Here is a 17,165-nt window from a genome sequence, read left to right on the forward strand (position 1 = left end):
TACTCAATTCCACAAACAAACCGCTTTGGTCCTTTGGGAATAGTGAGGGAGACAGGGTCCGTGTTCAATTGACCATATCATAACACATTCAGTCAAAAAAGGGTGAAAAGCGACATACAAAAAACCGAAGAGGTTATTCTCTTCGGTTTAGGCGAAATATTGAGCTGTGATTTTCTTTACATAATTTTGTGTTTCTTTAAATGGAGGAATGCCTCCGTACTTATCTACATTCCCTGAGCCTGCGTTATAAGCGGCTAAGGCAAGTGAGACATTTCCATTATATTTTTGCAGCATTTGTTTTAAATACTTCGTTCCGCCTTCGATGTTTTGGGCTGCATCAAAGGCATTGTTCACGCCAAGTGATTTAGCAGTAGACGGCATAAGCTGCATCAGTCCAAGTGCACCAGCATGGCTGACAGCATTCGTGCGATAACCGGATTCTTGCTTGATCACTGCGTGGATCAGCTTTTCTGGAACTCCGTGCTTTTGAGCCATTTGTGAGACGATCTGATTAATCTCTTTTGATGAAGAGCCTGAAACAGCTTTTTGAAGCGGCGGTGTGTAGCTGTTATTTAAGACGTTTCCAATACCATTTGCGGTATTCAATTGGCTGTCATTTGCATAAAGAGACTGAGATTGAAGCTGTTCACTGCCCGCTATCGCAGATAAATATGGATTCATGCGTGCATATTGCGTGTTCGGAGACGTTGATGGGTCCGATCCCATGAAAGCAGAAATGGAAAGCGGGAGACGAGATAATTCTGATCCGCCTAAAAAATCTTGCAACAGCGACTGGAATGAAGTCTCAGCGCTTGATTCTTGTCCAGCTGTGAGTTGTGTTTGTCCATTATCAGATTGTAACGTTTTGAGTGCTTGAAGCTGCATAAAGGATTGAAGTTGATTGACGTTCATCATGTTCCTCCTTCAAGGAATTCATCTATTCTTTTGTTTTCATTTTTTCTTCATAAAAACGTACGACTTTGTTTTTCGTGTGTCTTGGTGGGATTTGAAATTGCTGAAGCAATGCTGTGAAAGCGGCTTGTCCAATGTCTAAATCGCTCACTTCAAATTCAAGTTCATAGTCCTCTACTGTTAAATATCGGCTGTGATCCAAAACAATTAAGCCTTCTTTGATCATTTTTTCTGCTCTTGACGTTTCCAGTGAACCAAAATACACGATTTGATCCTTTTGAATGTGAAGGTGTACTAATCTGTCTGCCACTTCACCTTCAGGCAGGTGGAAATGTTCAAGACTTGCGGGAGGATCGATCGTTTGGTGAGTTTCCAAAAGGCCGATCTCATGCGGTTCCTTTAATGTGAGGACCCACTGCCCGCCTTTTTCTCTCATTCGTAATGCAGCGAATTTGGATTTTATATCAAATTGAGGTGTATCAAAATAATAGTTGGTTTGAGTGTGGAAGTCCTCGTCCTTTAATTGAAAATAATCTTTTAGCTGTTCAAATTCTTCTTTCATTAATAATTGTTTTAGTTCTATCTCAATTTCCTGTGCCATTTTGACATCAACCTTTCATTTAGAGGAAATATGATTATTGTACATGAAAAGCTTCTTTTTTTCTTATTTATTCCTTAAAAAGAGACGTATATAGATGCTAAATGAGGCAAAATGAACAATGAAATGGAGAAATCAAATTTTCTCAAAAAGTTCGGTTTATCAATATTGAACTTGATATGATAAAATAAAGCTGTACTTTGTTGTAAAGGAGATCATGATGCAAAACAGAATTGAAATCACAGAAGCAACTTTAAAAGAAGACAGGCTGATCTTGACGGTCCAGTCAGATGAGCAAATTCAAAAAGCAAAAGCATCAGGACAAATGCTTGTTGATTCTGATCACTTTGCGTTCGTTTACATACTTGAGACTGAGGAGTCTTTTACGTATCTTATTTTAGGAGAACATACATGGGCTCCATTAAAAGAAGCAATGAATCGTGAAATCCCTGTCTATTTGGCGGCGGAAGAGCAAACACTAGAACTCATTCAACTTCATCAGGAATTAAACTATTTAATCGACAATATTAAAGACAATGCCAATTACGGAGATATGGAAGAGAAAGTGAAGAGCACATTCCTCTGAAATAATTAGGTATTTGGAATTGGGGGAAGTTTCATGGACAAAAAACAATGGGATCAATTCCTCGCACCATATAAGCAAGCAGTCGAAGAATTAAAAGTGAAACTAAAAGGCATTCGAAAACTGTATGAATTTGAGGATGACCATTCACCAGTAGAATTTGTCACTGGCCGAGTGAAACCCGTTGCCAGCATATTGGAAAAGGCAAAGCGTAAAAACATCCCGATGCATGAGATTGAAACGATGCAGGATATTGCAGGGCTTCGCATTATGTGCCAATTTGTAGAAGATATACAAGTCGTCAAGAAAATGCTCCAGTCACGAAAAGATTTCGTGGTTGTAGACAAACGCGACTACATTGCAGAACATAAAGAAAGCGGATACCGCTCGTACCACCTTGTTGTGTTATATCCGCTGCAAACGATCAATGGAGAGAAGCAGCTCCTCGTCGAAATCCAAATCCGTACATTAGCCATGAACTTTTGGGCGACCATCGAGCATTCTCTGAATTATAAATATAGCGGGAATATCCCTGAGAAGGTCAAGCAGCGCCTTCAAAGAGCTTCTGAGGCAGCATCTCTTCTTGATGATGAGATGTCTGAAATCAGAGGGGAAATTCAAGAAGCGCAAGTGGCATTTTCCCGGAAAAAGAAAAACGATAGCTGAGCCTAAGCTTGATCAAATATGATGCTGCTTTCTCGTCGCAGCAAGGTGGAAAAGGAGAAGAATTCATGAAATTTGCAGTTTCTTCGAAAGGGAATTCTGTATCTGACACACTTAAAAATAAAATACAGACCTACTTATTGGATTTTGGAATGGAATTAAATGAAGAGGAACCCGATCTCGTCATTACAGTTGGCGGAGACGGAACCCTTTTATACGCTTTTCACCGGTATAGCAACCGTCTGAACGAAACCGCTTTTGTCGGCGTACATACAGGCCATCTTGGTTTTTATGCGGACTGGGTCCCGAGTGAAATAGAAAAGCTTGTGTTAGCCATTGCCAAAACGCCTTATCATATTGTGGAATATCCGATTCTTGAAGTCATCGTCAGGTACAACGATGGGGGCCGGGAAGAAAAATATTTAGCAATGAATGAATGTACGATTAAAAGTATGGAAGGTACACTTGTGGCAGATGTTGAGATTAGGGGTCAGCTTTTTGAAACATTCAGAGGAGATGGTCTTTGTTTGTCTACACCATCTGGCAGTACAGCCTATAATAAGGCACTTGGCGGGGCTATTATTCACCCATCCATTAGGGCGATCCAGCTGGCAGAAATGGCTTCAATCAACAACAGAGTGTTTAGAACGGTCGGTTCGCCGCTCATTTTGCCCGACCACCATACGTGTGTGATCAAACCGATTAATGATGTGGATTTTCAGGTGACGATAGATCATTTGTCGCTGCTGCATAAAGATGTGAAATCCATTCAATGCCGAGTGGCAGACGAGAATGTCCGGTTTGCCCGATTTAGACCATTTCCGTTTTGGAAAAGGGTGCAAGATTCCTTTATCGGCAAAGGAGAATAAGAAAGAGGTTGTTCTCGCTGGAATACTTTAAGATAAACAAAACCATATCAGCCAAAGAAGAAGGCAGGCTGCTGAAGGACTATTTAATCGATCTTGGCATTTCAAAACGAATGCTGACAGATATTAAATTTGATGGCGGTGACCTTCTGATTAATGGAGAGCATGTAACCGTGAGATATGAGCTACGCGAGGGAGACAGGCTCACCATTTTATTCCCCGAGGAAAAAGTGAGTGAAGGGCTAAAACCTGCGGCCATTCCGCTTGATATTTTATTTGAGGACGAGCACGTGCTTGTGCTGAATAAAAAGCCGTATATCCCATCGATTCCTTCTCGAGAGCACCCTGAGCATAGTATTGCAAATGGGGTGCTTCACCATTATGCTGAGCAGTCCGTTCGGCTGACTGTCCACTTGGTGAACCGTCTTGATCGTGATACTTCTGGTGTCATGTTAGTCGCTAAACATCGCTTTGCACACAGCCTTTTATCAAAGGCGCAGAAAAAAGGGGAAGTCAAGCGAACGTATAGAGCCATTACACATGGCATGATCACGCAAAAGGAAGGAACAATTAGAGCAAAAATTGCTCGAAAAGAGGACAGCATTATTGAACGAATGGTGGATGAATCTGGTCAGGAAGCCGTAACACATTATACGGTGCGGGCGGTACATACTCATTTAGATATGTCTGATGTGTCCCTTACCCTTGAAACGGGAAGAACTCATCAAATTCGTGTTCACATGCAATTCCTTGGTCATCCGCTTGTTGGAGATACGCTATATGGTGGAACAAGCGAGAGAATAGGCAGGCAGGCACTTCATAGTGAAACCCTTGTTTTTCCGCATCCGATAACAGGGGAGTCCATGACCTTTTCGGCTCCTTTGCCGGATGATATGACATTATTGCTTCAGTAAACAAGTAAACCCGGTCACCTGTCATGGTGGACCGGGTTTTTTATTGCGTGAAATGCTGAAATCTTGAATCGTCATATGGCATAGATGAAGGAACAGATACTGTCTCAAGCTCTGGATATCTAAGGGCAGAGAGCTTGTGGCCAAAGACGCAGCCTGTATCAATGTTAACCGTTCTACCGATAAATCTTGGTTCTTTTACGGGTGTATGCCCGTACACAATCCATGGTTTTCCGTGATATTCCTTTGCCCAGTCCTTCCTGACAGGTCGACCGTCTGGCCATGTTTCTCCGGTGACTGCTCCAAATAATAGATAAGACCTCATCTGTTTGTTCGGTTTTTTGCCAATATCCTTTTCCTTCATCGCTGCGTGTGCAATGATCAGTTCATTCGGAATCAGTACATCATAAAGCGGTGCCTTTTCAAATAAATGTTTAAATTCACGTGATAAAATGGTTTGTTCATCATGCGGCAGGTTTTTGATTTCGTTCACCGTTGTTTCAATGCCATGCAGTAATTTTACGGGATTTCCTTTCAAATAGCGATACAGCTTAAAACAATGGTTGCCAGGCACATAGCGGATTGCGCCCTTAGAATAGGCGTGTATGACAAATTGCATCACGGCAACTGATCGAGGGCCGCGGTCTGTTAAATCACCAACAAGGGCCAGTGTTCTCTTATCAGGGTGGACAGGTAGTCCATGTTTGAGTTCGTATCCTAGTTTGTGTATGAGGGTAAGCAGCTCTTCGTAGCAGCCGTGGATATCGCCGATGATATCGAATTTCATAAAGGTTCCTCCTGATTTTTTCATCCATTGATCGGATATAAAGAAGTTTGAATTTTAGAAAATATAACGAATGGCTTTCATTTCATTTGCGCAATTGTTAGAATCAATGCTTTAACGTAAAACTTAAAAATTAAACATGAATGTTAGGAGGCTTTAGCCAATGGAGCATACATCTGTTTCATCACTCGTTGTCGTTATTATTGTAGCCTTTTTCACCCCCATTTTATTGCACCGATTTAAGCTGACCATCCCGGTCGTTGTCGCTGAAATCATCATGGGGCTCATCATTGGAAAAAGCGGTCTTCAACTAGTTGTTGAACACGACGCATGGCTAGATACGTTATCCATGCTAGGTTTTATTTTTCTTATGTTTTTAAGTGGACTTGAAATAGATTTTTCTTCTTTTGAATCAAAGAAGAAAGCGCGAGAACTGCCAAATGGTTTAAAAGAACCGAATACATTTAAAACAGCGACCATTATTTTTGTTGGCGTATTTTGTATGTCCTTTATCCTGTCTTATGCGTTTGTCCTTGCAGGATTTATTCAAAATGCCTTTTTAATGACGCTTATTATTTCCACCATCTCATTGGGTGTCGTGGTTCCTACCTTAAAAGAGGAAAAGTTGATGCAGACGAATATTGGTCAAATCATTTTGCTTGTAGCCGTCATTGCTGATTTGGTGACAATGATTTTACTTGCTGTGTTTTCCTCCATTTATGGCGATGGAACAGGGAACATGTGGTTGCTCTTATTATTATTTGCGGCAGGTATTCTTCTTTATTTATTTGGCCGGGTATTTAAGACAAAGTCCATTTTTCAGTCCATGTCAAAAGGAACGGTGCAAATTGGGACAAGAGCCATCTTTACTCTCATTATAGTCTTAGTTGCCTTATCTGAATCACTCGGTGCTGAAAATATTCTTGGGGCTTTTTTAGCAGGTGTGCTTGTGTCTCTTCTTTCGCCTAATAAAGAGCTCGTACAGCAGCTGGACTCGTTTGGCTATGGATTTTTAATTCCGATCTTTTTTGTGATGGTCGGTGTGGACCTGAATATATGGTCACTCTTTAAAGATCCAACCATCATGATCATGATTCCGCTGCTGTTTATCGCATTATTGCTTAGTAAACTCGTTCCGATTCTTTATTTAAAAAAATGGTATGACATGAAAAAAGTTATCGGTTCTGGTTTTTTATTAACCTCGACGTTATCCCTAGTTATTGCGGCTGCAACGATTGGTGAGCGGCTTGGTGTCATTGATCATAAAATGTCAGGAGCCCTTATTCTAGTCGCTGTGCTCACGAGTGTTTTAACACCTGTTTGGTTTAAGGCGTTATTTAAACAAGAACGTGAAACCAATCATAAAAAGCGTGTGACGTTTATTGGAGCGAATCAGCTGACGTTACCTGTGACGCTTGATTTGCATCAGGATGAATATGACATCCGTATTTTACACGTCTTTCAGGAAAATAAAGAAGCCTTGCTTGCTGACTCCATCTTTGAAGTTGAAGCGATTGAACAATATGACGATGATACGCTCAGGCAGGCTGGCATCGGGCAAGAGGATGTGCTCGTTGTGGCTACAGGCAGTGAAACGAAAAATAAGGAAATTGCTTTATTTGCAAAAGAAGAAGGGTCTAAACAAGTCATTGCAAGTGTTAACAAAGCGGAAACCGAGCTGACTTTAAAGGAAGCAGGGATCGATACCTTTTCTAACTTCTTATCATCTAAAACGGTGCTGAGGGCATTGATTGAAGCACCTGATGCGATTCGCTTGTTAACAAATGAGGATTCTTCTTTGTATCAAATTCAAATGAACAATCATCGGTATCATAATGTCATGCTGAGGGAATTTCCTTTTACCGGCGATTTGGTGTTTGTCCGTATTTTTAGAGGAATTGACAGCTTAGTACCGCATGGGGATACGACGCTTAGAAGCGGTGACCGCGTGCTTGTGTCTGGCTCCCGGGAGTATGTGGCAGGACTTAGAGCCCAATTAGAGTTGCAATGAACCCTTGACCGATGAACAAATCCTGATTAAGATAGAGGTACAACAATATATGTTTGATCCACTAGGGGAGTCCTTTAAAAGGGCTGAGATAAAAGTGTAGACTTTTAGACCCTCATTACCTGAACAGGTTCATACCTGCGTAGGGAAGTGGTGCGGTGTTTGACTATGCTTTTTACAAATTCCAAACCACTTTCCACGCGGAAAGTGGTTTTTTTATATGGAAAAACAGGAGGAGAGGAACATGACATTTTCGAACGAATGTAAAGAAGCAGCAGCTAGATGGTGGAATGGGAGCTTTACACACCCTTTTGTGAAAGGGATTGGTGATGGCACACTTTCACTCGATCGTTTCACTTATTATGTGATGCAGGATTCGTACTATTTAACTCATTTTGCAAAAGTACAATCGTATGGAGCCGCTATTAGTGAGGACTTACATACGACAGGCAGAATGGCATATCATGCGCAGGGTACGTATGAAGCAGAGCTATCACTGCATAGAAAGTTCACAGAACTGCTCCAGATCTCTGATGAAGCGCTGGCAAACTTTAAACCTTCTCCAACTGCTTATGCATATACCTCGCATATGTACCGATCTGTGAAAAGCGGTCGTTTTGAAGAAATTTTAGCCGCATTATTGCCGTGCTACTGGCTTTATTATGAGGTAGGAGAAAAACTGAAACAAACAACGCCTGACCATCCGATTTATCAAGAATGGATTTTGACATATGGCGGGGATTGGTTTAAAGAGCTTGTTTTTGAACAGGTGAACCGTTTTGATGAACTTGCAGAAAAAGCGCCAGAACATGTGCGGGCTAATATGAAAGAAAATTTCGTGATTTCGAGCTATTACGAATACCATTTCTGGGAGATGGCGTATGAAAAAGAAATGTGGCAAACAGCATGCTTAGATGGGGTTGGTGCAAATGGAACTCCATGCAGTGACAAATGATACGCTTCCTGTCAGGGAGCTCATCAAGCAAATAAAAGACATTGCGTCTGAAGTAGACTTTATTCATATTCGTGAACGATCGAAGGCAGCAGGTGAGCTGGTTCACCTCGTGAAACAACTCCTAGCAGAAGGTGTTCCGAAAGAAAAGCTGATTATAAATGACCGAGTTGACGTTGCGCTGCTGACCAATATTCACCGGGTTCATCTTCCAGGACACAGCTTTTCGCCAAAGGAATTAAGACAAAAATTTCCTCACCTCCATGCGGGGGTATCGGTTCATTCGATAGAAGAAGCCAAAGCAGCAGAGAAGAACGGGGCAGAGTATGTCATGTTTGGGCATGTGTATGATACCGCATGCAAACCCGGACTTCAGGCGAGAGGCATAAAGATTGTGGAAGACATGACTTCTGCGCTGTCCATTCCAGTCGTTGTCATTGGTGGAATCACACCAGAACGACTGCCAGAATTGATGCATGTTGATTTAAAGGGAATAGCCGTCATGTCGGGGATTTTTGCTCATCCTCAGCCGCGCAAAATGGCGCAAACATTTTCTAAAAAGCGAAAGGAGAATCCTTATGAACAAGCATTATGATGTTGCAATCATTGGTGGTGGAATCATAGGGATGTCGATCGCTTATCACCTTGCAAAAGTAGGAAAGCAGATTGTCTTATTTGAGGCAAATGAGATCGGGAAGCAAACGACGAGTGCGGCTGCTGGCATGCTGGGTGCACATGCTGAAGGAGAAGGTGATGAAGATACTTTCTTTCAAGTAGGCAGACAAAGTCAGGCTTTATATGAAAAATTAACGGTCGACCTTCAGCATGAATCGGGCATTGATATTCGGACATCAGTGGGCGGGATTATGAAGGTGGCTTTTACAGAACAAGAAAAGCGAGCTCTTTGCCGGATGCAGCATTTGCCCACATTTGAATGGCTTGAAGCAAGCAGCGTAAAAGAACGTATGCCTCAAATAGCAGATGACATCGTAGGAGCAGGCTTGATAGCAGATGATGTCCATGTCGAGCCATATGCGGTGTGCAGGGCTTTTTGGCAGGCGGCTGTTCGGCACGGAGCGGATGTGAAGGAGTTTACCCCCGTTATCGATGTGAAGAGGGGGAAAGAAACATTGACAGTCAGTACAGCTAAAGGCATCTTCACATGTGATCATCTGACTGTAGCAAGTGGTGTATGGTCAGGCCGTTTTTTAGAAGAACTGGGGTTATCACATTCTCTCTATCCTGTAAAAGGAGAATGTGTGTCTGTTTGGAATAACGGTCCAGCGCTTGCACACACCATCTATCATGATCATTGTTATATCGTTCAAAGGGATAGCGGTAAGCTAGTGATTGGTGCAACGATGAAACCGAATGACTGGCAGGCCGTTCCGACACTTGGCGGTATTGAAGCAGTTATTCACAAAGCATCTCAGCTCATGCCTTCTATTCGAGAGATGCCGATTGATCAATGCTGGGCAGGACTTCGGCCAGCGACAAGCGACCGGCACCCCTATATCGGAAAACATCCGGAAGACGAGCGTATTCTTTTTGCAACGGGACATTACCGAAATGGCATTTTACTTGCGCCAATTACGGGGGAAATCATTCGCGGCTTGATAGTAGGCGAGTCTGTGAATAAGGAATGGCTTCATGCGTTTCGTATTGGGCGAAAGGAGGCATTGTTCGTATGAAAATTCAATTGAATGGAAGAATGGTTGATTTCGATAAGGAAAATGGCACGATTTTTGATCTGCTATCAGCCTATCAACTTGAAAACCGAGTGGTGATCGTTGAAAAGAACCAAGAAATTATAGATAAAGAAGCCTTTCAACAGGTAAAAATTCAACCAAATGACACGATTGAAATCGTTCACTTTGTAGGAGGAGGATGACAACATGCTGCGCATTGGCGGAAAAACATTTACATCAAGACTATTACTAGGGACCGGAAAGTATCCATCATTTGAAGTTCAAAAAGAGGCGGTCAACGTATCAGAAGCTGAAATTTTGACCTTTGCTGTGCGAAGAATGAACATATTTGAACCATCCCAGCCCAATTTTTTAGAGCAGCTCGATTTATCAGCCTATACATTGCTGCCAAATACTGCCGGGGCAAGTACAGCGGAAGAAGCGGTGCGGATTGCCCGTTTAGCGAAAGCTTCTGGACTGTGTGACATGATCAAAGTAGAAGTTATTGGCTGTTCAAGGTCTCTTCTGCCAGATCCAGTCGAAACGTTAAAAGCATCTGAAATGTTATTAGAAGAAGGTTTTATCGTGCTGCCATATACGTCAGATGATGTGGTGTTGGCAAGGAAATTAGAAGAACTTGGTGTCCATGCCATTATGCCAGGTGCTTCTCCAATTGGATCAGGTCAAGGGCTTTTAAACCCTCTGAATCTATCGTTTATTATCGAACAGGCAAAGGTGCCAGTTATTATTGATGCGGGTGTTGGTTCTCCGAAGGATGCTGCTTATGCGATGGAATTGGGCGCTGATGCTGTATTACTGAATACAGCCGTGTCTGGCGCAAAGGACCCTGTGAAAATGGCTAAAGCGATGAAACTGGCGATTGAATCTGGAAGACTCGGGTTCGAGGCAGGCCGTATTCCACTCAAAAACTATGGAACAGCCAGCAGTCCGCAGGAAGGAATGCCAGCATTTTGAGCACACGTTATTCACGCCAAGAGCTTTTTAGGCCTATTGGAGAGGAAGGGCAAAAACGGCTACATGCCTCAAAGGCCGTCATTATTGGGGCTGGGGCACTTGGAACAGCGAGTGCTGAAATGCTCGTCCGTGCCGGCGTAGGATCTGTCACCATTTTGGATAGAGATTATATCGAATGGAGCAACCTGCAGCGTCAGCAGCTATACACAGAACAAGATGTTCTTGATCGGCTGCCAAAGGCTGTGGCTGCTGAGAAAAGACTCAAGCAGGTGAACAGTGACGTTCATGTGAGAGGAATCGTCATTGACGTGACCGCTCAAAATATTGATGAGTACGTCAGCGGGGCATCCATCATCGTGGATGCAGCGGATAATTTTGAGGTCAGAATGATTGCGAACGATGCAGCCGTCAAACATCAAATTCCGTTCCTTTACGGAGCCTGTGTAGCAAGCTACGGTATTCAATTCACAGTGATCCCTGGTGAAACACCATGTTTACACTGCCTACTTGAGCATTTACCTGCACAAGGCATGACATGTGATACAGCAGGAATTATTAGTCCAGTTGTGCAGCAGGTTGCGGCCTATCAAGTGGCGGATGCACTGAAGCTTTTAACAGGACACCACATCACGCCGGTATTAAGATCGTTTGATTTATGGACAAACGAGCGATCTGATATTCGATCCGTTACGTCTTTAAAAAAGAAACAATGTCCAAGCTGCGGTCTTAAGACATACCCATTTCTCTCATATGATCAAAGAGCAAAAGCAGATGTATTATGTGGACGAAATACCGTACAAATTCGCAGTGCACTAGGGGCACCCCCGGCGCTGCATGAAGTAGCCCGTCAGCTAAAGAAAGCAGGAATGGATGTGCTGGAAAATCCTTATTTGCTTTCGTGTCAGAAGGATGAGTACAAGCTCGTTTTATTCAAAGATGGCAGAGCGCTTGTACATGGGACAAATGATATTGCGAAAGCGAGAACGATTTATCATCAATGGATTGGCTAATGAGAGGGTGAGATGACATGACGATTAAAAAAGCATTAACCATCGCAGGTACTGATTCTGGTGGTGGAGCAGGTATTCAAGCAGATTTGAAAACCTTTCAGGAGCTTGGTGTGTACGGAATGTCCGCCATTACGGCCATTACAGCTCAAAACACACTTGGTGTTCACGGTATTTACCCACTGTCTATTGAGGCGCTCGAAAGTCAAATTGATGCAGTAGCAGAAGACTTGTTGCCAGATGCCGCTAAAACAGGGATGCTGTGGAGTGCCGACATGATCAGTGTCGTTGCTGAAAAGACGAAGCAATATGACTTGAAACTAATTGTCGATCCAGTCATGATTGCCAAAGGCGGCGCTTCTTTATTAAATGAAGATGCGGTCTCTGCTATGAAAACACAGTTACTACCTGTCAGTTATGCAGTCACACCGAATCTCCCTGAGGCAGAAGTGCTGACAGGCATGCGCATTCAGACAAAAGACGATCGCCATAGAGCAGCAGAACGACTTTATGAGCTTGGCACGTCCTATGTTGTGATCAAAGGAGGTCATAGCCCTTCAGACGGCCTCATTACAGATCTTTTGTACGATGGAAAAAGCTTTTTTGAACTCAGTAATGAACATATTGATACACCACATACACACGGAACAGGCTGTACATTTGCAGCGGCATTAACGGCAGAAATAGCAAAAGGTCGTTCCATGAAGGAAGCCTTTGAAACGGCAGAAACCTTTGTCCATGAGGCGATCAAATTTCCTCTGAATATTGGCGCTGGGCACGGACCGACTAACCACTTTGCTTATCAGCAAAACAGAGTCAAAGCATAAAAAGAAGACTGTCTTCACTTGTGAGGACGGTCTTTTTTCTGAAATAAAAACTTTCTTTCAGGGGAAATTGTCAATATCTCATGATTTGTGATAAGATTATGATCAGGTACTAATACTATGTCTTGAAAAAATAGGAGGCTTTAATACATATGAACTTTTCTTTAGAAGGCCGTAATATTGTGGTGATGGGTGTTGCCAATAAACGAAGCATCGCTTGGGGAATTGCTCGTTCACTTCACGAAGCAGGAGCTCGTTTGATTTTTACTTATGTTGGAGATCGTCTGGCAGAATCAGTGAAAGAGCTAGCAAGCACGCTAGAGCGTGATGATTCCATTATTCTTCCTTGTGATGTGACAAGTGATGAAGAAATCGAAAAATGTTTTGCAACGATTAAAGAAAAAGTACAAGTCATCCATGGTGTTGCACATGCGATTGCATTTGCGAACAAAGAAGAGCTTGTCGGTGAATATTTGAACACGAACCGTGAAGGTTTCCTTTTAGCGCACAACATTAGTGCCTATTCACTAACAGCTGTAGCAAAAGCAGCACGTCCGCTCATGACAGAAGGCGGAAGCATTGTCACACTTACTTACCTAGGCGGAGAGCGCGTTGTCTCTAACTACAATGTCATGGGTGTAGCAAAAGCAGCCCTTGAAGCAAGTGTGAAATACTTAGCAGCTGATCTTGGAGCGGAAGGCATCCGTGTGAACAGCATTTCTGCTGGTCCAATTCGTACGTTATCTGCAAAAGGAATCAGCGGCTTTAATACGATCCTGAAGGATATTGAAGAGCGTGCACCGCTTCGCCGTACAACGACTCCTGAAGAAGTTGGCGATACAGCACTATTCTTATTCAGTGATTTATCGCGCGGCATGACAGGTGAGAATCTTCATGTTGATTCTGGCTTCCATATCATTGCCCGCTAAACGAATAAATGATTTGCAGCATACCAATCACTGGTATGCTGTTTTTTATTTTTCTTCTGATTTGGGGTGTCCTCTCATATATATAAGGAATGAATCATTCGGGAGGGATCAGTATGTCAAATAAAGGTGATGAGAATCAAAAGCCGCTTATGTATATTGTTCAGCCGAGCTATGATGAATCAGCGCCGGCCATGCAAAATATTGTGAGAAAGCGCAAGAAGTCAGAAAAACCTTCAGAAACCAAAAAAAGTGCCAAAGAGGATGCAATTGAAGAGAGCGTGCAAGATCCTGTATCACAGGAAGTAAAGCAGAAAAAAGAAGAGCCGCCTGCGCTACAGCAAGAGCGGGAGATCAATCAAGAAAAAGATAATTCACAAAATCGAGAGCCAGTACAAGAACAAGAAAAACAGCCAGAAGGCGTATTTCATGAAACAAAAGAAGAACCAAGAAGAAAACGAGTGAAGAAGCCGTTAAGCCAAATGAATATCGAGGAGAAAGTCGATTTTCTTACAAGTCTGCCGCATAATATGCCGAGAGCGCTTTGCCTCATTGAAGCCGATGGAAAAACATACAGAGGAATCATCATGGAGAGAAAAGACAATATGGTCGTCATCCGCACGGCAGGCGGCGGTAATCCAGTGGAATTAGCGATTGGTGATATTTCTTCTATTCATCCACTTGGTTTTTAATGAACATAAAAAAAGTCCCATAACGGGACTTTTTTTGTTAGCAGCTACGGTTGATGAGTCTTGGATTTAAGCACTCGATTGCGCAGAAGCAGTCAAGGTCTACTTCAATGCAATATTTTGATTTTTCTAAACGGAACACATCACATACGGAATCTTTATCTGTAAAATCTAAAATATGACGATCTTTGTCAAATGCAATAAGCAAGCTGAGTGTTGCGCAGTGATCAGAGATGTGTTCGACTCTGAAAAATGCAGTGCTGAAGCAAGGGCCAGCATCTACTTCTCCGACGTTTCCGAATGCGACGAATGGTTTTGATTTTGAGGTAAATAGAACAAACGGGACAGTGTCACCTAATGAATGTGATGGAGAAAGGAGATTGCTGTAACAGCTGGTTGGGCAATCCTCTTCGACGGCATTTTGTAAGTCGTTTATGTTTTCAACAGCCTCTGCTACACAGTTCCATGAATGTTTGCGGCTCATATTCAACCCTCCTATACAAGGAAATTTGTTTGAGTGTTTGAGCACTGTCATCATCATCTATAAGCTTTATTACGTGTCTCGCCGGTTGATGCATCTAATGTCAATCAATGCGGAAGCGGCCGCCTTTTGCTGACTGCTCCGCATGATTGGTTGTCACTCGTGAGGAAGGGGATGCTTTGACTTATGACAAGTTAGATGAGCGGGCGATTGGTTTAGCCGTGGTGATGATGCTTTTTATCTTTTGTTGGCATGACTCTGTCGACAAGTTCTGGATTTAAACATTGGATCGCGCAGAAACAGTTCAAATCAACTTCGATACAAAAGTCCGCTTTTTCTAAACCAAAGAAGTCAGGATCGCAAGGGTGACAAACGCTTAGCGTATGTCCGTGTACATCAACAGGTCTTAACACAGATAATGTGGCACAGCAGTCATGCAATTTTTCAACCCGGAAGAAAATGGATTCGAAGCATTGGCAATCGTCAACAAATCCTCCAATGTTTCCGAAAGTAGAGAACAATCCGCCCTTTTTATCAAAAAGTAAAAACGGAATCGTATCTTTTCCAGAAACTGTCGGGCTTAATAAATTACTGTAGCAGCTCGTAGGACATTTATCTTCTACAGCTTCCTGCTCTGCTAAAATCTTATCAACCGCATCGCATACACAGTTTTCATCATGTCGGCCATGGTGTTTTCCGCAGCTCATGGATTTCAGCTCCTTTAACAAGGTATTTGACTTTAGTCCTTAACAACATATGTATGCGCCCTCTAGTTGGTGTGGGTAAATGACTATTTATCTTTGTTGTATTTTTAGAAAAAGGAAAAGCAGAGCTTTTCGCTCTGCTTTTGTACATTAGAGGATACCAATTGCAACGATCGTCGCAACAAGTGTCTGTGTAAGCGTTTGGATGGCAATAGAGATGTCTGCATCGATTGTAGAGACTGTAACGTTTCTAGAGTTTTCGATAACAAGTTTCTGGCGATTTGTTTGTTTGTGGCTAGCTGCTTGCAATAGATCTTGAGTGACGCGGTCAGCTAGGTCACCATCAGCGATTGAGATGTTTGTAATGGTGATGATCGCTGTTTGAACAGCTGCTTGGATAGATGCTGCAACCTGTGCATCAACAGAAGAGACGTTAATGTCACAAGAATCTCTAACGATAATGACTTCCTCAGATGTCTGCTTTGTTACACTCACTTGATCAAAGTCTTGTAAAACATCTTCATCATCATAATAGTGGCCGTCACAAACTGCTTTTCTTTCGTAGTTATGATGGTAATCGCCGTGATGTGTACAGTTGCGATCTAGAGCGACCCAAGAGTATGGTTTAGAATCCATTTCTTTTCCTCCTTCCGTTTACTTTATTAAATGCTGGAATGATTGGTTTTGTCTCGGGCATTTATCCTAGCAGGCAACCCATTTTTATTTAATCGTTATTTTGCTGCGCTTGACGACGCTGCTGGATACGTTCTCGAAGTGAATTTCGTTTAGGGCGCACTTGTGGTTCAGGCTCGACCTCTTCTGCATGTTTTGCTGCCTCTGCCTGACGCTTTTTCTCCTGCTGCTGCTGTACGAAATCATCTGCTTTCTTTTGTAAATCCTGAACCAGCTTCAAAATCATCCTTCTTTGATCTTCTGAAAGGTTTGCTTTCTGATCATCTGTGACATTATTTTTGTTTAAAATATCACTCACAAGAAGGCTTGTTAATGGATCAACATCAGTGTTGATTTGAAACTCCTTTTTTTCGTTCTCTTCAGCCACGATTATTTCACCTCTTTCATACGTGATGTTAGAAAAAGAAAGGGTCAAAGAATGCCGGCTTCAACTAAAAGTACATTCAGTGTTTGAGTGAGAATTTGTACGGAGTTCATAATGGATGCATCAGATAATGTAATCGTGACGTTATAACAATTGATGATTTGAATCACTGTTTTCTTTTGAACTGTCACTTGTTGTGCAGCTAAAAGCTGTTCTGTGATGTCTGCAGCCAATTCATCATCTGGTACAAGAATTTGAATTAAAAGAGTAATGATTGTCGTTACGGTCGCTTGAAGGGAGAGTGCGGCTGTTACATCTGTTTTATGAATCGTGACATTTTCGGAATCCTTGATCTCGATGAAATCATCATAATTGCTGATTAATTCGTTCAACAGTTGTGTGTATAATAAATCAGCACTTTCTTCAATAGACAATACTTTCACTCCTTTCTTATCTATACATTATTTAATGCAGCAGAGGCTCAAGGTGGAATCGGAAAGCATGAAAAAGTACAACCCAATTTTATTTGCACCCGAT

Annotated in this window: 22 protein-coding genes and 1 riboswitch; of the genes, 14 read left to right on the plus strand and 8 right to left on the minus strand. The window is 42.4% G+C overall.

Annotation, left to right across the window (positions count from 1 at the left end; genetic code table 11):
* Positions 1-147 precede the first annotated feature (147 nt).
* Together NST24_RS05835 and NST24_RS05840 are read right to left on the minus strand one after the other, a co-directional pair.
* Positions 148-912 carry a lytic transglycosylase domain-containing protein gene (locus NST24_RS05835; protein WP_008348461.1) on the minus strand — a complete coding sequence of 255 codons (765 nt, stop codon included), beginning with the start codon at positions 910-912 and terminating at the stop codon, positions 148-150.
* Positions 913-937: 25 nt separating this feature from the next.
* Positions 938-1,513: a CYTH domain-containing protein gene (locus NST24_RS05840; protein ID WP_041092056.1), complete on the minus strand. Its 576-nt coding sequence runs from the start codon at positions 1,511-1,513 to the stop codon at positions 938-940.
* A 217-nt stretch (positions 1,514-1,730) separates the two neighbouring features.
* Between NST24_RS05840 and NST24_RS05845 the strand changes: the two genes are divergently transcribed.
* From NST24_RS05845 to NST24_RS05860, 4 genes are all read left to right on the plus strand, one after another.
* Positions 1,731-2,096, plus strand: coding sequence for a hypothetical protein (locus NST24_RS05845; RefSeq protein ID WP_008348459.1), 366 nt, complete (start codon positions 1,731-1,733; stop codon positions 2,094-2,096).
* 33 nt (positions 2,097-2,129) lie between these two features.
* Positions 2,130-2,759 (plus strand): GTP pyrophosphokinase family protein, encoded by a 630-nt coding sequence (locus NST24_RS05850; RefSeq protein ID WP_008348457.1) that lies wholly within the window; start codon positions 2,130-2,132, stop codon positions 2,757-2,759.
* A gap of 65 nt (positions 2,760-2,824) precedes the next feature.
* Positions 2,825-3,625 carry an NAD kinase gene (locus NST24_RS05855; RefSeq protein ID WP_008355343.1) on the plus strand — a complete coding sequence of 267 codons (801 nt, stop codon included), beginning with the start codon at positions 2,825-2,827 and terminating at the stop codon, positions 3,623-3,625.
* A 17-nt stretch (positions 3,626-3,642) separates the two neighbouring features.
* Positions 3,643-4,536: an RluA family pseudouridine synthase gene (locus NST24_RS05860; protein ID WP_201268126.1), complete on the plus strand. Its 894-nt coding sequence runs from the start codon at positions 3,643-3,645 to the stop codon at positions 4,534-4,536.
* Between the two features lie 40 nt (positions 4,537-4,576).
* On the opposite strand, the gene prpE is transcribed toward NST24_RS05860, so the two are convergent.
* Complete coding sequence (gene prpE, locus NST24_RS05865) at positions 4,577-5,320, minus strand: bis(5'-nucleosyl)-tetraphosphatase PrpE (protein ID WP_017359667.1); 744 nt, start codon at positions 5,318-5,320, stop codon at positions 4,577-4,579.
* Between the two features lie 160 nt (positions 5,321-5,480).
* Between prpE and NST24_RS05870 the strand changes: the two genes are divergently transcribed.
* The 10 genes from NST24_RS05870 (at position 5,481) to NST24_RS05915 (ending at position 14,389) form a co-directional block, all read left to right on the plus strand.
* Positions 5,481-7,328, plus strand: a complete 1,848-nt coding sequence (locus NST24_RS05870; protein WP_274660968.1) for a monovalent cation:proton antiporter family protein — start codon at positions 5,481-5,483, stop codon at positions 7,326-7,328.
* A 53-nt stretch (positions 7,329-7,381) separates the two neighbouring features.
* Positions 7,382-7,491, plus strand: a riboswitch (TPP riboswitch).
* Positions 7,492-7,569: 78 nt separating this feature from the next.
* Entirely contained in the window at positions 7,570-8,280 is a 711-nt protein-coding gene (tenA, locus tag NST24_RS05875; RefSeq protein ID WP_017367022.1) for a thiaminase II, read from the plus strand.
* Positions 8,255-8,872: a thiazole tautomerase TenI gene (gene tenI, locus NST24_RS05880; protein WP_046343188.1), complete on the plus strand. Its 618-nt coding sequence runs from the start codon at positions 8,255-8,257 to the stop codon at positions 8,870-8,872. Before tenA ends, tenI begins: the two co-directional genes overlap by 26 nt.
* Positions 8,856-9,968 (plus strand): glycine oxidase ThiO, encoded by a 1,113-nt coding sequence (thiO, locus tag NST24_RS05885; RefSeq protein WP_268416949.1) that lies wholly within the window; start codon positions 8,856-8,858, stop codon positions 9,966-9,968. The genes tenI and thiO overlap by 17 nt, the downstream gene beginning before the upstream one ends.
* Positions 9,965-10,168, plus strand: coding sequence for a sulfur carrier protein ThiS (gene thiS, locus NST24_RS05890; protein ID WP_017367025.1), 204 nt, complete (start codon positions 9,965-9,967; stop codon positions 10,166-10,168). The genes thiO and thiS overlap by 4 nt, the downstream gene beginning before the upstream one ends.
* A gap of 4 nt (positions 10,169-10,172) precedes the next feature.
* Positions 10,173-10,940 (plus strand): thiazole synthase, encoded by a 768-nt coding sequence (locus NST24_RS05895; RefSeq protein WP_007498979.1) that lies wholly within the window; start codon positions 10,173-10,175, stop codon positions 10,938-10,940.
* Positions 10,937-11,950: a thiazole biosynthesis adenylyltransferase ThiF gene (locus NST24_RS05900; RefSeq protein WP_024720132.1), complete on the plus strand. Its 1,014-nt coding sequence runs from the start codon at positions 10,937-10,939 to the stop codon at positions 11,948-11,950. The genes NST24_RS05895 and NST24_RS05900 overlap by 4 nt, the downstream gene beginning before the upstream one ends.
* A 17-nt stretch (positions 11,951-11,967) precedes the next feature.
* Entirely contained in the window at positions 11,968-12,774 is an 807-nt protein-coding gene (gene thiD / locus NST24_RS05905) for a bifunctional hydroxymethylpyrimidine kinase/phosphomethylpyrimidine kinase (RefSeq protein WP_024720133.1), read from the plus strand.
* A 149-nt stretch (positions 12,775-12,923) separates the two neighbouring features.
* Positions 12,924-13,700 (plus strand): enoyl-ACP reductase FabI, encoded by a 777-nt coding sequence (gene fabI / locus NST24_RS05910; protein ID WP_003211867.1) that lies wholly within the window; start codon positions 12,924-12,926, stop codon positions 13,698-13,700.
* 113 nt (positions 13,701-13,813) lie between these two features.
* Positions 13,814-14,389, plus strand: coding sequence for a CotO family spore coat protein (locus NST24_RS05915; protein WP_282746902.1), 576 nt, complete (start codon positions 13,814-13,816; stop codon positions 14,387-14,389).
* 37 nt (positions 14,390-14,426) lie between these two features.
* Here the strand turns inward: NST24_RS05915 and NST24_RS05920 are convergent, their stop codons facing one another.
* The 5 genes from NST24_RS05920 to NST24_RS05940 form a co-directional block, all read right to left on the minus strand.
* Complete coding sequence (locus tag NST24_RS05920) at positions 14,427-14,870, minus strand: CotY/CotZ family spore coat protein (protein ID WP_008348434.1); 444 nt, start codon at positions 14,868-14,870, stop codon at positions 14,427-14,429.
* A 212-nt stretch (positions 14,871-15,082) separates the two neighbouring features.
* Positions 15,083-15,574: a CotY/CotZ family spore coat protein gene (locus NST24_RS05925; protein WP_008348432.1), complete on the minus strand. Its 492-nt coding sequence runs from the start codon at positions 15,572-15,574 to the stop codon at positions 15,083-15,085.
* Positions 15,575-15,721: 147 nt separating this feature from the next.
* A complete protein-coding gene (locus NST24_RS05930; RefSeq protein WP_008348431.1) occupies positions 15,722-16,207 on the minus strand; it encodes a spore coat protein in 486 nt (161 codons plus the stop codon).
* An 88-nt stretch (positions 16,208-16,295) separates the two neighbouring features.
* A complete protein-coding gene (locus NST24_RS05935; RefSeq protein WP_035392394.1) occupies positions 16,296-16,631 on the minus strand; it encodes a hypothetical protein in 336 nt (111 codons plus the stop codon).
* Between the two features lie 44 nt (positions 16,632-16,675).
* Positions 16,676-17,062 (minus strand): spore coat protein, encoded by a 387-nt coding sequence (locus NST24_RS05940; RefSeq protein WP_007498962.1) that lies wholly within the window; start codon positions 17,060-17,062, stop codon positions 16,676-16,678.
* Positions 17,063-17,165 lie beyond the last annotated feature (103 nt).

The organism is Bacillus sp. FSL R5-0286 (assembly GCF_038593245.1).
Lineage (GTDB): Bacteria > Bacillota > Bacilli > Bacillales > Bacillaceae > Bacillus > Bacillus altitudinis.

What these genes read in the sequence shown, in the direction of transcription:
- NST24_RS05835 (WP_008348461.1), bottom strand. Translation starts at nt 912, where the DNA reads ATGAACGTCAATCAACTTCAATCCTTTATGCAGCTTCAAGCACTCAAA.
- NST24_RS05840 (WP_041092056.1), bottom strand. Translation starts at nt 1,513, where the DNA reads ATGGCACAGGAAATTGAGATAGAACTAAAACAATTATTAATGAAAGAA.
- NST24_RS05845 (WP_008348459.1), top strand. Translation starts at nt 1,731, where the DNA reads ATGCAAAACAGAATTGAAATCACAGAAGCAACTTTAAAAGAAGACAGG.
- NST24_RS05850 (WP_008348457.1), top strand. Translation starts at nt 2,130, where the DNA reads ATGGACAAAAAACAATGGGATCAATTCCTCGCACCATATAAGCAAGCA.
- NST24_RS05855 (WP_008355343.1), top strand. Translation starts at nt 2,825, where the DNA reads ATGAAATTTGCAGTTTCTTCGAAAGGGAATTCTGTATCTGACACACTT.
- prpE (WP_017359667.1), bottom strand. Translation starts at nt 5,320, where the DNA reads ATGAAATTCGATATCATCGGCGATATCCACGGCTGCTACGAAGAGCTG.
- NST24_RS05870 (WP_274660968.1), top strand. Translation starts at nt 5,481, where the DNA reads ATGGAGCATACATCTGTTTCATCACTCGTTGTCGTTATTATTGTAGCC.
- tenA (WP_017367022.1), top strand. Translation starts at nt 7,570, where the DNA reads ATGACATTTTCGAACGAATGTAAAGAAGCAGCAGCTAGATGGTGGAAT.
- tenI (WP_046343188.1), top strand. Translation starts at nt 8,255, where the DNA reads ATGGAACTCCATGCAGTGACAAATGATACGCTTCCTGTCAGGGAGCTC.
- thiO (WP_268416949.1), top strand. Translation starts at nt 8,856, where the DNA reads ATGAACAAGCATTATGATGTTGCAATCATTGGTGGTGGAATCATAGGG.
- thiS (WP_017367025.1), top strand. Translation starts at nt 9,965, where the DNA reads ATGAAAATTCAATTGAATGGAAGAATGGTTGATTTCGATAAGGAAAAT.
- NST24_RS05895 (WP_007498979.1), top strand. Translation starts at nt 10,173, where the DNA reads ATGCTGCGCATTGGCGGAAAAACATTTACATCAAGACTATTACTAGGG.
- thiD (WP_024720133.1), top strand. Translation starts at nt 11,968, where the DNA reads ATGACGATTAAAAAAGCATTAACCATCGCAGGTACTGATTCTGGTGGT.
- fabI (WP_003211867.1), top strand. Translation starts at nt 12,924, where the DNA reads ATGAACTTTTCTTTAGAAGGCCGTAATATTGTGGTGATGGGTGTTGCC.
- NST24_RS05915 (WP_282746902.1), top strand. Translation starts at nt 13,814, where the DNA reads ATGTCAAATAAAGGTGATGAGAATCAAAAGCCGCTTATGTATATTGTT.
- NST24_RS05920 (WP_008348434.1), bottom strand. Translation starts at nt 14,870, where the DNA reads ATGAGCCGCAAACATTCATGGAACTGTGTAGCAGAGGCTGTTGAAAAC.
- NST24_RS05925 (WP_008348432.1), bottom strand. Translation starts at nt 15,574, where the DNA reads ATGAGCTGCGGAAAACACCATGGCCGACATGATGAAAACTGTGTATGC.
- NST24_RS05930 (WP_008348431.1), bottom strand. Translation starts at nt 16,207, where the DNA reads ATGGATTCTAAACCATACTCTTGGGTCGCTCTAGATCGCAACTGTACA.